At 68.8% G+C, this 13,191-nt stretch carries 11 protein-coding genes; 4 read left to right on the forward strand and 7 right to left on the reverse strand.

The features are described 5' to 3' along the window. Positions 1 to 11 precede the first annotated feature (11 nt). A complete protein-coding gene (gene recG, locus OPF83_RS01535; protein ID WP_264885439.1) occupies positions 12 to 2,279 on the reverse strand; it encodes an ATP-dependent DNA helicase RecG in 2,268 nt (755 codons plus the stop codon). After that, the gene (locus OPF83_RS01540; RefSeq protein ID WP_264885440.1) at positions 2,276 to 4,048 is read right to left on the reverse strand and encodes a DAK2 domain-containing protein; all 1,773 of its coding nucleotides are present in this window, start codon (positions 4,046 to 4,048) and stop codon (positions 2,276 to 2,278) included. The genes recG and OPF83_RS01540 overlap by 4 nt, the downstream gene beginning before the upstream one ends. 131 nt (positions 4,049 to 4,179) lie before the next feature. Here OPF83_RS01540 and OPF83_RS01545 point away from each other — a divergent pair, with 131 nt between their 5' ends. Then, a complete protein-coding gene (locus OPF83_RS01545; RefSeq protein WP_264885441.1) occupies positions 4,180 to 4,974 on the forward strand; it encodes an enoyl-CoA hydratase/isomerase family protein in 795 nt (264 codons plus the stop codon). Between the two features lie 94 nt (positions 4,975 to 5,068). Here OPF83_RS01545 and OPF83_RS01550 read toward each other — a convergent pair whose 3' ends face one another. The 3 genes from OPF83_RS01550 to thiL are packed head-to-tail and all read right to left on the reverse strand — an operon-like array spanning position 5,069 to position 7,335. Next, a complete protein-coding gene (locus tag OPF83_RS01550; protein WP_264885442.1) occupies positions 5,069 to 5,827 on the reverse strand; it encodes a uracil-DNA glycosylase in 759 nt (252 codons plus the stop codon). Next, positions 5,827 to 6,348 (reverse strand): gamma carbonic anhydrase family protein, encoded by a 522-nt coding sequence (locus OPF83_RS01555; protein WP_264885443.1) that lies wholly within the window; start codon positions 6,346 to 6,348, stop codon positions 5,827 to 5,829. The genes OPF83_RS01550 and OPF83_RS01555 overlap by 1 nt, the downstream gene beginning before the upstream one ends. A gap of 9 nt (positions 6,349 to 6,357) precedes the next feature. Continuing rightward, complete coding sequence (gene thiL, locus OPF83_RS01560; RefSeq protein ID WP_264885444.1) at positions 6,358 to 7,335, reverse strand: thiamine-phosphate kinase; 978 nt, start codon at positions 7,333 to 7,335, stop codon at positions 6,358 to 6,360. Between the two features lie 125 nt (positions 7,336 to 7,460). Here thiL and OPF83_RS01565 point away from each other — a divergent pair, with 125 nt between their 5' ends. Then, the gene (locus tag OPF83_RS01565) at positions 7,461 to 8,033 is read left to right on the forward strand and encodes a DUF3515 domain-containing protein (protein ID WP_264885445.1); all 573 of its coding nucleotides are present in this window, start codon (positions 7,461 to 7,463) and stop codon (positions 8,031 to 8,033) included. A gap of 96 nt (positions 8,034 to 8,129) precedes the next feature. Here the strand turns inward: OPF83_RS01565 and OPF83_RS01570 are convergent, their stop codons facing one another. Both OPF83_RS01570 and OPF83_RS01575 read right to left on the reverse strand, forming a co-directional pair. Beyond that, positions 8,130 to 9,230 carry a D-alanine--D-alanine ligase family protein gene (locus OPF83_RS01570; protein WP_264885446.1) on the reverse strand — a complete coding sequence of 367 codons (1,101 nt, stop codon included), beginning with the start codon at positions 9,228 to 9,230 and terminating at the stop codon, positions 8,130 to 8,132. 10 nt (positions 9,231 to 9,240) lie between these two features. Next, positions 9,241 to 10,239: an NAD(P)H-dependent glycerol-3-phosphate dehydrogenase gene (locus OPF83_RS01575; protein ID WP_264885447.1), complete on the reverse strand. Its 999-nt coding sequence runs from the start codon at positions 10,237 to 10,239 to the stop codon at positions 9,241 to 9,243. A 109-nt stretch (positions 10,240 to 10,348) separates the two neighbouring features. Between OPF83_RS01575 and cofC the strand changes: the two genes are divergently transcribed. Further along, positions 10,349 to 11,071, forward strand: coding sequence for a 2-phospho-L-lactate guanylyltransferase (cofC, locus tag OPF83_RS01580; RefSeq protein ID WP_264885448.1), 723 nt, complete (start codon positions 10,349 to 10,351; stop codon positions 11,069 to 11,071). Beyond that, on the forward strand, positions 11,068 to 13,161 hold the full coding sequence (locus tag OPF83_RS01585; RefSeq protein ID WP_264885449.1) for an RNA degradosome polyphosphate kinase: 2,094 nt from the start codon (positions 11,068 to 11,070) through the stop codon (positions 13,159 to 13,161). The genes cofC and OPF83_RS01585 overlap by 4 nt, the downstream gene beginning before the upstream one ends. The last annotated feature ends 30 nt before the right edge of the window (positions 13,162 to 13,191 follow it).

Raw genomic sequence — 13,191 nt, forward strand, 5'->3', positions numbered from 1 at the left:
ATGGCGCCTGGTCAGTACTTGAACAGATACTCCGACTCCTCGGATCCCACCAGTCGGCGCACTCGTTCGGCGAGGGCCGGGTGCGCGTCCAGGCCGGGATCGGACTCGAGGATCTCCTCGGCGTGCCGACGCGCGATCTCGATCACCTCGCCATCCTCCACGATGGACAGCAGTCGAAGGGCCGACAGCGCGCCGGACTGCGCGTCCCCGAGCACGTCGCCCTCCCGCCGTTGTTGCAGATCCAACTGGGCCAGGACGAAGCCGTCTGTGGTTCCGGCGACGGCCGACAGTCGTTCCATTGCCTTTCCGCCACTGTGCGCGGTGGTGACGAGCAGGCACAGTCCCGGCAGGCCACCTCGGCCGACGCGGCCCCTGAGCTGGTGGAGCTGACTCACGCCGAAACGATCGGCGTCCATGACCGCCATGACCGTCGCCTCGGGGACGTCCACGCCCACCTCGATGACGGTCGTGGACACGAGTACGTCGAGCCGCCCGGAGGCGAAGTCCGCCATCGCGGCGTCCTTCTCCTCCGGAGGGAGCCTGCCGTGCATCAGTCCGATCCGGAGTCCCTCCAGTGGCCCCTCCGTGAGGAACTTGTACAGCTCGACCGCCGCCACCGGATCGGGCCGGGACCCGTCGTTGTCGACCCTTTTTCCCCCGGGCTCGTCCTCCCCGGCCGCATCGATCCGCGAACACACCACGTAGGAACGGTGTCCCTCGTCGGCTTCCTCACGGATACGTTTCCACACGCGCGTCAACCACTCAGGGCGCTCCCGCGCAGGGACCACCGACGTGGCGATCGGGCGACGTCCCCCGGGCAGCTCGCCCAGCTCGGAGACTTCCAGATCACCGAACACGGTCATCGCGATTGTCCGAGGGATCGGGGTGGCGGTCATCGCCAGCAGATGCGGCACCATCCGGTCCCGCCCCTTGGTACGGAGTCGGTCGCGCTGCCGCACGCCGAAGCGGTGCTGTTCGTCCACCACAACCATCCCGAGGTCGAAGAAGTCGACCGAGTCCTGGATGAGCGCGTGGGTGCCCACGATGATCCCGGCCTCGCCCGTGACGATCTGGAGCAGGGCGTCCCGCCGCTCCGCCGTCGACATGGACCCGGTGAGGAGGACGACCCTGGTCGCGCAGTCGGGGGCACCGAGCTGGCCGCCCTCGCCCAGGTCGCCGAGCATTCCACGGAGCGATCGGTGGTGCTGGACGGCCAGCACCTCAGTGGGCGCGAGCAGGACGCACTGCCGTTCGGCGTCGACGACCTGGAGCATTGCCAGCAGCGCCACCACCGTCTTGCCCGAACCGACCTCACCCTGCAGGAGTCGGTTCATCGGCTCGTCCCGCGCGAGGTCGGTCGAGATGTCCGAAAGAACCGATTTCTGCCCGTCGGTGAGCTCGAACGGCATCCGCTGCAACATCGCCGCCCGGATCCCGTCGGATCGAACCGGGCTCGGCGGGGCCGGATCGCGCGCGAGGAAGCGCCTGCGGGCACCCAGCAGCAGCTGCAGGGCGAGCGCCTCGTCGAACCTCAGCCTGTAGCCGGCAGCCTTGTACTCGCCCGCCGCCACCGGCAGGTGCGCTTTCCGCAATGCCTCGTCCAGGCCCATCAGTCCGGCCGCCGCCCGGACCGCGGGGTCGAGCGGGTCCACGACCGGGACGAGCGCGCGCAACGCGGTGTAGACCGCACCGAACAGGTCCCAGGACGTCACTCCGTCCTTGGCTGCGTAGACCGGGAGGTAGGTGCGATCGAACAGGCTCTCACCGCCCTCTGCCTCGACCTTTGCCGAGAGCTTGGCCAGTTGGGCGAGATCCCCGGATCCCCGGAGTGCCCCCGTCGGTCCGGAGACCGCCCGGAGTACGAGGAACTCGGGATGCTTGAGATCGAGTTTCGATCCGAAGGTCGACAGCGTGCCGTCGAACATCGCGAGCGTGCCCACGGGAAGCATGTGCTTGATCCGGGATCCCGCGAAGAACACGACGGTGAACACGGTGCCGCCGTCGTCGACGGTGAGGGTGACCATCTCCCGTCGACCCTTGCCGTTCTTCGTCTGGTACATCCGCGACCGGGAACTCTGGACAGTCCCGATGACCGTCACCCGTTCGCCCACGACGAGAGACTTCTTGTCGAAGCGCTGACCGTGCTCGCGGTACCGCCGCGGCAGGGTGTGGAGGAGATCCCCGATAGTCCGGTGGTCGAAGGCCTTCTCGATCCGCGCCGCGAGTTCTGTGTCCAGCACCTCGCCGAGCGGGGTGTCCGTGGTGGCGAGCGAGGTCATTCGACCCCGACGTGCGCCAGGACGGTCCCGGGTCCCGCTCCGTACCCGACCACTTCCACACCTGGGTGACGGTGCCGCAGGTTCTCCAGAACCTTCTCGGTCGCCGCCTCGTCGTAGTCGGCGCCGAAGAGGACCGTGACCAGTTCGCCACCGGCCGAGAGCATCATGTCGACCATCGCGCAGACGGACCCGACCAGATCCTGGTCAATAAGGGCGACGTCGTGCCCGATCACCCCGAGGAGGTCTCCTTCGGTGCACCGGCCCACGAGGGTCAACGCGTCCTGTTCTGCTCGGACGAGGTAGCCGTGGCGCGTGGCCGCCGCCGCGTCGGCCATGCCGAAACCATCCAACGACAGGGTCGTGGATTCGTCGTGCACCGCCAGCGCGGACAGCCCCTGGACCACCGACGCGGTCGGCAGGATCAACGCATGCCTACCGAGATCCCGCAGGCCGGCGTCGAGCGAGGAGATCTGGTTCCGGGACAGGAACCCGTTGGGCAGGACGACGACCTCGTCGGCGTCCACCGCGAGCACCGCGTCGATCACGCCGTCTCCATTCGTACCCGGGTCCACCGAGACCGCACCCGAGTCGGTGAACAGCTCCCCCAGCAGGCCGGAGCCGACGATCGACACGACCTTGCGTGTGGGCGTGCCGGACGGATGGTCGGGGTCCCCTCCTCGCTCGATCTCGCCGGGGCTCCCCACCCTCGTCGTGCGCCCCTCACCGACCGGGTCGAGCATGTCCGTCACCCGGATCTCAGCGATCCTGCCCAGGGGCAGCGCGGATTCGATGGCCGGGCCGATCTCGTCGGTGTGGACGTGGACAGACCATCGCGCCTGATCTCCCACGCCACCGTCGCCGACCACCGCGACGCTGTCCCCGAGTGTCCGCAACACGGACCTGAGTTCGTCGGCCCGCGCGTCGTCCGAATGGGTCAGGGCGTACATGACCTCATACCGTGTCTCCGCGAGCGACCTCCCGGAGCCGCACCCGCCGGTCCCGTCGGGACCGCCGGGAGTGCTGGTTCCACCGAGTGCATCGGTGCCGTCGACAGGGCGGGCGGACCCCGACGATCCGGTCGGTGCGAGGTACACGCGTCGTTCGGGGATCTCTCCGCTCAGCACCTCGACCATCGTGTCGAGCAGGATCAACAGGCCACGAGCCCCGGCATCCACCACACCGGCATTCCGGAGAACTGCCAATTGCGCCGTCGTCTTCTCGAGTGCCTCGGCAGCCGCATCGGCGGCGACGCGGGCGATCTCGACCAGAGTGGCCGCCGTGGACCTGCTGGCGGCCCCGGCCGCCTCACGGAGCACGGTGATGATCGTTCCCTCGACCGGGTCACTGATCGCGTGGTCCACGAGAGTGACGGCTGTGCGCAGTGCCCGGCGGTAGGTCGCCGCGTCCACGACGGTGAACGTGGCGGCTTCGCCCACCGCTCTCAATACCTGGGAGAGGATCACGCCCGAGTTGCCACGTGCACCGTGGACCGCACCACGGCCCAGCGCCAGAGCGATCTCACGGGCACCGGCGATGCCTCCCCCCTCGGAGATCCAGGCGTCCTCCCCTTCCGCACGGTCCAATGCGGCTCTCATCGTGTAGAGGAGGTTGGTGCCGGTGTCGGAGTCGGGAACTGGGAAGACGTTGAGGGAGTTGATCTCGTCGCGCCGTTCCGCGAGCCGTTCGACGCACCGGCGGGCCCACGTCAGCACACCTTGCGCGTCGAGGGTTCCCGGACGTTCGCCGACGCGAGTGGTCTCCTGCGTCATCACCCCTCCTCGACGGCCCCGTCACCCCTTGCGACCCGAATAGCGGGGTCGGCGCGAACAAGCCTAGTACCCTCTCCCCTCGACAGCCGTCGAACAGTCACAGCCGGATGAGACTTACGGGAGCCCACACCATGACCTATGACTTCGAAGCCACGCCTCTGATCTCTCTCGCAGATGGTGTGCTGACGCTGCCGATCTCGCTGGAGAGCGCCGGCAACTCCCTCGATTCCGACGCGATCGACCAGGCGGCTGCCGCCGTGGCCGCTCTCCGGGCGGGAGAACTCGAGGCCCGGGCCGTCCTCGTGGTCGGCCTGGGGAAGAACTTCTGCGCCGGTGGCAACGTCGCCGGATTCGCCGCCGCCGATGACCGGGCCGAGCACATCCGCGAACTCGCGGACCGCCTGCACAATCTGATGCGCGACCTCAACGAGGTCACCGTGCCGGTCGTCACGGCCGTCGCCGGGTGGGCCGCCGGTGCCGGGCTGTCCATCGCCCTCGCGGCCGATTTCTCCGTCGGCGGACCGGACACCCGGCTGTTGGCGGCGTACCCGGGGATCGGGTTGTCCCCCGACGGTGGCATGTCGTGGCGCCTGCCGCGGGCGATCGGCCCGGCGGCCGCGCGCGCGTTCATCATCGGTAACGAGCCGATGTCGGGTGAGCGCGCCTACGCCCTGGGCATGCTCACCACCTTCACCGACGGTGACGTGAAGGAGACTGCTCGTGCGCTCGCCGTGCGCCTCGCCTCGGGGCCGAGCGAGTCCTATGCCGCGGTCAAGTCGTTGATCCGCTCCGCCGAGACCGCGTCGTTCTCGGATCATCTCGACGCCGAGCGAGACTCCATCGCGCGCCTGAGCACGACGCCGGACGGGATCGAGGGCGTGGACGCCTTCGTCGCCAAGCGGGCGCCCCGCTTCGGGCAGAACTAGTCCGGCCCCTCGGTCGAACCACTTCCGGCCACTCGGTCGAGCCGATTCTCGGGCGAACGATCTACGCAGCGCGTGGGTCGTCGCCCGAGTCGTCTCACAGCGCGAGGTGAAGCTGTCCGCCTTCATCGTCCGTCGGCAGTCGCCAGTCGACGGGCTCGGCGCCGAGGCATTCGAGTTCGCCGTTGGCCCGGCTGAACGGCTTCGAACCGAAGAACCCCCGGGACGCGGACAGCGGAGACGGGTGGGCGGAGGCGATCACCGGTGTGTCGCCGAGCACAGGCTGCAGCGACTGCGCGTCGCGGCCCCACAGGATCGCCACCAGGGGCGAATCTCGTTCCACCAGAGCTTCGATCGCCCGTTGGGTGATCTCTTCCCAGCCCTTGCGGCGGTGGGACCCGGCCTGTCCGGGCGCGACGGTGAGTACGCGGTTGAGCAGGAGCACCCCCTGCCGGGTCCACGCGCTCAGATCCCCGTGCACCGGCGCGCTGTGCCCGAGATCGTCGGTGTACTCGCGGTAGATGTTGGCCAGGCTCCGGGGCAGGGGACGGACGTCCTTCTCGACCGAGAAGCTCAGCCCCACGGCGTGCCCGGGCGTCGGGTACGGGTCCTGTCCCACCACGAGGACGCGCACGTCGGCGAGAGGCTGGTCGAACGCGCGGAGCACGGAGTCCGGGGCCGGCAGGAAACCGCGTCCGGCGGCCTCCTCCGCGAGCAGGAACTCCCCCATCTCCCGGATCCGTCCGGCCACCGGCTCGAGGGCGCTCGACCATCCCGGATCGCGAACCTCGAACAGCGTCGAGGCGGACCCGGAGGTCTGCGCGGCGGGACCCGGCCCGTCTCCGTCAGGCGCCATCAGTCGAGTCGGCGCAGTTCATCGCGGTAGCGCATGGCGTTGCCGTGGTACTTCTCGGTGTTCCCGGACAGCATGGCCGGATCCACCTCGTAGCCCTCACGGATCTTCGCGGGTGCGCCCATCGCCATCCGGCGCGCCGGGAGCTCGAACCGCGGCGGGATGAGGCACCCGGCAGCGACTACCGCGCCCTCGCCGATGACCGAGCCGTTGAGCACGATGGAGCCCGAAGAGATAAGCGCACCGTCACCGATCGTCGCGCCTTCGATGTGCGCGTTGTGCCCCACGATGCAGTGGCGGCCGATGATGGTCGGCTCGGCTTCCGTGCAGTGGATGATCGTGCCGTCCTGGACGTTGCTCATCTCACCCACCTCGATGCGGCCGTAGTCCCCGCGCAGGACGGCGGTGGGCCACACCGAGACGCCCGGGCCGAGCGTGACACGTCCGATCACCACGGCGTCGGGGTGCACCCAGGCGTCGGGGGCAATGTCGGGTTCGAGGTCTCGCAGAGCGTAGATGGCCATGGGGCCAGATTAGTTCGCCCCGCGTGCGGAGTCCCAGCCCCCGGGGATCCTGGGCACGCCGTCCAGAGTCACCAGACCGGGTTCGCCCGCGCGGACCCGACCGATGATCGTGAACTCGGGCGGCACGTCGACACCGGGCGGGAACGTACCCAGCAGCCCGTGGTCCTCGCCGCCGTCGAGCATCCAGTCCAGGACGCGGGCGTCGATGTCGGTGGCGCCGAGGTCCGCCGCCGCCTGCCGGAGGTCAGGGTGGACAGGAAGGGCGCCGCCGTCGAGATCCGCTGCCACGCCGGACGCGCGGGCGAGCGCGGCGAGATCTCGTAGGAGCCCGTCGCTCACGTCGGTGAGCGAGGTCGCCCCCGCCCGCCGCGCGGCCGCGCCGGATCCGATCGGGGTGGTGGGGACGCGGTGGGCCTGTTGGAGCGGACCGTCCCCCCGTCCGTCGAGGAGGAGTGCGAGCCCTGCCGCGGAGCACCCCGGTAGTCCTGTGAGGCCGATGCGGTCGCCGGGCCTCGCCCCGTCGAGGCGCACCGGGGCGTGTCCGTACGGGAGGGTGCCGATGGCGGTGATCCCGACGACGACGACGTCTGCTCGGGTGAGATCGCCGCCCACCACCAACGCCCCGGATCGGGCGGCCTCTCCGTGTATCCCCTCCGACAGGTCCGCGATGTCCGCCATCGTCGTATGGCCGGGAACCGCGAGGGCGACGAGGATCCGGGTGCAGTCCGCGCCCATCGCCAGGACATCCGAGACGTTCTGGGCCACGGCACGGCGGCCGAGGTCGGACCAGTTCGTCACGTCGAGTCGGAAATGGGTGCCCTCGACGAGCATGTCGGTGGTCACGACGGTGGCCGCCGCCGGCCCCAGTACCGCCGCGTCGTCACCGTTCCCCACCGGGTCGTCGCCCACATCGGCGGGTTCACCGCTGAGTACGTCGAGGACCGCGGACTCCCCTGCTTCGGCCACGGTGACGGTCCGATCGGTCACTGTCGATGCTCCTCACGCCGGTGTCGGACCTCGCGCGTCGGTCGCCCGGCCGAGGTTGGGTAGCGTTGCGTGAAGGTTAGCGGTCGCCCGGACGGTGGTCGCCCGTGGGAGGAAGGACTGCACCAGTGGAGTCGAGCGAGTCGGATGCCGGTACGCATCCGGTCCCCACAATCGCCGTGGTCGCGGGGGTCCTCATCCCCCTCGTCGTGCTCGCCGTGGCGTTGGTACTGGTGCGCAACATGGGCGACGAGGCCACTCAGTCCGCGGTGAGCGAGCCGTATTCGGCCGTGCCGCTCCCCGCACCCGGAGCGGAGTCGGACGTGTGCACCGCCGTCGTCGAGGCACTTCCCGCTGACCTCGGGGACGCGACCCGGGTCGACCTGGCCGAGCCCGCTCCGGCAGGCGTCGCCGCCTACCGACTGCCGGACGGCGAGCCGGTCGTCGTACGGTGCGGTCTCGATGCGCCGCCCACGTTCGTGGTGGGCGTGGGACTCCAGGTGGTCGACGAGGTCGAGTGGTTCCAGCAGGACGATCCGAATCCGGCAGTCACCGCGTCGACCTGGGTGGCTGTCGACCGACCCGAGTTCATCACCGTCACCCTGCCCGACGGCAGCGGCACCGGTCCGATCCAGGACCTCTCCGCCGCGATCTCGGCGTCGACCAACAAGGTCGAGCCGTCACCCGCCCCCGCCGGCTGATCGCTTCCGTTGACGCCGTCAGCGGAACCGACAGGCGGTCGCCGTCAGCGGAACCGACAGGCGGTCGCCGTCAGCGGATCCGACGGTCGGTCACTGTCAGCCCCGCGCCAGTGCTGTCTGGATGAGAGTGTCGAGCAGCGTCTCGTACTCGACGCCGGTGGCGGCCCACATCTGCGGGTACATCGAGATCGGCGTGAAGCCGGGCATCGTGTTGACCTCGTTGATCACCGGACCGTTCTCGGTCACGAAGAAGTCGACTCTGCTCAGCCCCGTGGCGTCGAGCGCGTGGAAGGCCTCCACGGCGAGTTCCCTCAGACGGTCGAGGTCGACGTCCGGCATGTGCGCGGGCAGGTCGAACGTCGTGACGTTATCCAGGTATTTGGTGTCGAAGTCGTAGAACGCCTCGCCCTCACTTCCCGGAGCGGTCGGCTCGCCGGGGATGTGCAGCTCGGCGGGCAGACTTGCCTCGACGCGCCCGTCCGGGTACTCCAGCACACCGCACTCGACCTCGCGACCGACGACGGTGGCTTCGATGATCACCTTGGGGTCAAACCGACGGGCCTCGGCGATCGCGGCGGCGAGGTCCTCGTGCCGGGAGACCTTGGTGATCCCGATGGATGATCCGCCTCGGGCGGGCTTGACGAAGAGCGGCAGTCCGAGTCGATCCCGTTGCTCGACGGTCAGCGACACCGTCCCCGGGCGGAGGACCACCTGGTCACCGATCGGCAGTCCGGCCGCACCGAGGACGACCTTGGTGAACTCCTTGTCCATACCGGCCGCACTGGCGAAGACGCCTGGGCCGACGTACGGGACACCCGAGAGTTCGAGCATCCCCTGAACGGTCCCGTCCTCGGCGTGGGTGCCGTGCATGACGGGAAACACCACGTCGATGCGGGCGATCTCCTCGCCGGCCCGCGGTCCGTCCACGAATCTCAGGACACCACGATCCTCCGTGGACAACCCGATCGCGACACGGGGGCGATTCGGGTCGACGACCGGCATCGAGCGATCGATGATGCGCAGGTCCGAGACATCATTCGGACCGAGAATCCACGTACCCGACGAGGTGATCCCCACCGGGATCACGTCGTACACGGTCCGATCGAGGTGCGACATGACAGCGCCGGCGGACACACAGCTCACGGAATGCTCCGAGCTGCGCCCGCCGTAGAGGACGGCAACGGTGGTGCGTTTCACCGGGCCGAGGCTACTCGGGCTTGGTGCTCCGCTTCATGAGGCGCACCGCCACCTCGACAGCGTCGCCGCCTTCGTGGCAGATCTCGTGGACCGCTTCGGTCAACGGCATCTCCACACCGGCCCGCCGACTGAGCTCGCGGATCGACGTGCAGGACTTGACGCCCTCGGCCACCTGGCCGTTGGTGGCGGCCTGCGCCTGCTCGAGGTTCTCGCCCATTCCGAGCCGCTCGCCGAAGGTCCGGTTGCGCGACAGCGGCGAGGTGCAGGTGGCGACGAGATCGCCGAGTCCGGCCAGTCCCGCGAACGTCGCTTGGTTGGCACCGAGTGCCACGCCGAGTCGTGTCGACTCCGCCAGCCCCCGGGTGACCAGTGTGGCCGCGGTGTTGTCTCCGAGTCCCATGCCCGAGGCGATGCCACAGACGAGGGCGATCACGTTCTTGGTGGCGCCACCGATCTCACAACCCACGACGTCGGTGTTGGTGTAGGGCCGGAAGTACCTAGTGGTGAACGCGTCCTGCAGGCGGGTGGCCCGGGCCTCGTCGCTGCACGCGATGACGGTCGCGGCGGGCTGCCCCTCTGCCACCTCGCGCGCGAGATTCGGTCCGGACAACACGGCGATCCGGCCGTCCTCGAATCCTGTCACCTCGGCGACGATCTCGCTCACGCGCTTGAGAGTCCCGGTCTCGATGCCCTTGGCCAGGGAGATCACCCCGGCGCCTGGCGCGAAGTGGTCGACCCAGGTCTCGAGATTTCCGCGCAGGCTCTGGGATGGAACGGCGAGAACCACCTCCTCCGCGCCGTCGAGCACCTCTGCCGGATCCGTCGATGCGGAGAGCGAGGTTGGCATCACGATGCCCGGCAGGTACTTGTCGTTGCAGTGGTTCTCGTTGATGCCGGCGGCGACCTCGTCCCGCCGTGCCCACATGATCACCTCGGAGCCGGCATCCGCCAGCACCTTGCCCACCGCGGACCCCCAGGACCCCGCGCCCATCACTGCGATCCGCGCCATCTCGCCTCCCGGCACTCATCCCTTGTACGACCCCCGACCGTGGCCGGCTACGGCTAGACGCTACCCGCCCCGGGGCATTCCTGAGTCTTGGCTGGCAATATGGCGTTCGATGAGCAACTCGGGTGATCACGGCGACGGGGCTGACGGGTGGACGATCGTCGTCCCCGTCAAGGCACTCGATCGCGCGAAGAGCCGCTTGGGCCCCTCACTGTCACCCGACGCCCGCCGCGCACTCGTCATGGCCATGGCGGCCGACGTCGTGAGCACTTGTGTCGCGACCCCGGGGGTCTCCGCAGTCCGCGTGGTGTCGCCTGATTCCGAGGTGGCGTCGCTGGCGAGCCGGCTCGGCGCCGAGTTCGTGGTCGAGGGCCCCGGTGACGGGCGATCGGACCCGCTCAACTCCGCGCTCTCCGCGGCACTCGACGGCGTCCATGGACCGGTCGCAGTTGTCACCGCGGATCTCCCCGAACTCGATTCCACGCTCCTGGGGCGTGTGCTGCTCTCGGCGGCACGCCATCCCCACTCGATAGTCGCCGATCATCAGGGATACGGGACCACGATGGCGTTCTGGACCTCTGACGGCAGCGGTGACCGCGTCTGCCGCTTCGGCGTCGACTCCGCCAGGCGGTTCCGCGACGAGGGTGGGGCCGTGGAGATCCAGGTGTCGGACCCCTCGTCGGACGCCGCGTCCCATGACGTCGACGTGCCGGGTGATCTCTCGCGGCTCCGCGGCCGTCGGGTCGGCGCGGCCACGTCGATCGCGCTGCACCACGAAGACTCTGCCCTGCCTTCGTGCCCAGACCGACCGGAATCGGCCACAATGGTCTGGTGACAGTCGACGACCACGCTCCCCAGGCTCTTCCCCGACCCCGCGACCGCTACCTCAACCGTGAGCTCAGCTGGTTGGATTTCAACGCCCGTGTGCTCGCCCTCGCCGGCGAGAAGGAGATCCCGCTGCTGGAGAGGGCGAAGTTCCTGGCGATCTTCGCCTCGAACCTCGACGAGTTCTACATGGTCCGCGTCGCGGGCCTCAAACGTCGGGACAAGACCGGGCTCTCGGTCCGGTCGGCGGACGGCCGCACCCCGGCGGAGCAGCTCGGGCACATCAGTCATCGCACGCGCGAACTCTGTGACGAGCAGTCCCGACTGTTCCACGACGAGATCCGGCCCGAGCTGGAGTCGAACGGCATCCAGATCCTGCCGTGGTCGGAGCTCACCGCCGACGAGCAGTTCGATATGTCAGAGGTCTTCCGGAACCAGATCTTCCCGGTCCTCACCCCCCTCGCCGTGGATCCGGCGCACCCGTTCCCCTACATCTCGGGCCTGAGCCTCAACCTCGGGGTGATCATCCGCAACATCGACTCGGGCCAGGAGCATTTCGCCCGCGTCAAGATCCCCCACACCGTTCCGCGTTTCATCCGTCTGGTGCGGGGTGACCGCGGCCCCTTCGCTTTTGTCCCCGCCGAGGACATCATCGCCGCACATCTGGGTGAGCTGTTCCAGGGCATGGAGATCGTCGAACACCACGTGTTCCGCGTGACACGGAATGCCGACATGGACGTCGAGGAGGACCGCGACGAGGACCTGCTCCAGGCTCTCGAGCGTGAGCTCGCGCGCCGTCGCTTCGGCTCCGCGGTGCGGCTGGAGATCGCGGAGGACACCACGGATCGGATGTTGCGGATCCTGCGCCGCGAACTCGACGTCCCGTCCGAGGACGTGATCCGGTTCGGCGGGCTGCTCGACCTGACCGGACTGTGGCAACTCCACGGTCTCGACCTGCCGGACCTCAAGGACCCCGCGATGGTCCCCGCCACCCCACCGGCGTTCGGCGAGCGCGAGACCGCCCGGAACATCTTCGACTCGCTCCAGGAATCGGACGTCCTGGTGGAGCATCCCTACGATTCCTTCGCCACCACTGTCCAACGGTTCATCGAGCAGGCCGCCGCCGACGACAGCGTCCTGGCCATCAAGCAGACCCTGTACCGCACCTCCGGCGACTCGCCGATCGTCAATGCCCTCGTCGACGCGGTCGCCGCCGGGAAGCAGGTCGTGGCGCTGGTCGAGATCAAGGCCCGGTTCGACGAGCAGAACAACATCCGGTGGGCCCGCGAGCTCGAGCAGGCCGGTGTCCACGTTGTCTACGGACTCCTGGGGCTCAAGACCCACTGCAAGACCTGCCTGGTGGTCCGCAAGGAGGGAGACGTCCTCAAGCGGTACGCACACATCGGCACCGGGAACTACAACCCCAAGACCGCGCGCCTGTACGAGGACGTGGGGCTGTTCACCTCCGACGAGGAGGTCGTGTCGGATCTGACGGACCTGTTCAACCACCTCACCGGCTTCTCCAACGTCACCAAGTACCGCCGACTGCTCGTCGCACCGGAGGGGATCCGGTCCGGGATCATCGAGCGCATCGAGAACGAGATCGCGCTCGCCTCCGAGGGCAGGGAATGCGGGATCCGCCTCAAGGCCAATGCCCTGGTCGACGAGCAGGTCATCGACGCGCTCTACCGGGCCTCGCAGGCCGGGGTCCCGGTCGACATCGTGGTCCGGGGGATCTGCTCCCTCCGGGCCGGGGTCCCCGGGCTCAGTGAGAACATTCACGTCCGGTCGATTCTGGGCCGGTTTCTCGAGCACTCCCGACTCCTGCACTTCCGTGGTGCCGACGAGGTACTGCTCGGGAGCGCGGACATGATGCACCGGAACCTCGACCGTCGGGTCGAGGTGATGGTGACGGTGACCGATCCGCGACTCAAGGACCAGGTCCGACGGATCTTCGACTCGGCGCTCGACCCGCTCAGCCGGAGCTTCCACCTCCAGCCGGACGCGACCTGGAAGCGCATGCCCGCCGTCGAGGACTGGGCTGAGTCGGTCGATCACCAGGAACGGATGGCGAACGTCCACGCGGGGTTCCGCAGCTGATGAGCAGAGCAGCCACCACATCAAAGGTCC

The organism is Dietzia sp. NCCP-2495 (assembly GCF_026011735.1).
In the GTDB taxonomy this organism is placed as follows: domain Bacteria; phylum Actinomycetota; class Actinomycetes; order Mycobacteriales; family Mycobacteriaceae; genus Dietzia.

Coding starts and splice junctions, on each gene's coding strand:
- OPF83_RS01555 (WP_264885443.1), bottom strand. CDS start 6,348: ATGGCCATCTACGCTCTGCGAGACCTCGAACCCGACATTGCCCCCGAC.
- cofC (WP_264885448.1), top strand. CDS start 10,349: ATGAGCAACTCGGGTGATCACGGCGACGGGGCTGACGGGTGGACGATC.
- OPF83_RS01545 (WP_264885441.1), top strand. CDS start 4,180: ATGACCTATGACTTCGAAGCCACGCCTCTGATCTCTCTCGCAGATGGT.
- OPF83_RS01540 (WP_264885440.1), bottom strand. CDS start 4,048: ATGACGCAGGAGACCACTCGCGTCGGCGAACGTCCGGGAACCCTCGAC.
- OPF83_RS01575 (WP_264885447.1), bottom strand. CDS start 10,239: ATGGCGCGGATCGCAGTGATGGGCGCGGGGTCCTGGGGGTCCGCGGTG.
- recG (WP_264885439.1), bottom strand. CDS start 2,279: ATGACCTCGCTCGCCACCACGGACACCCCGCTCGGCGAGGTGCTGGAC.
- OPF83_RS01550 (WP_264885442.1), bottom strand. CDS start 5,827: ATGGCGCCTGACGGAGACGGGCCGGGTCCCGCCGCGCAGACCTCCGGG.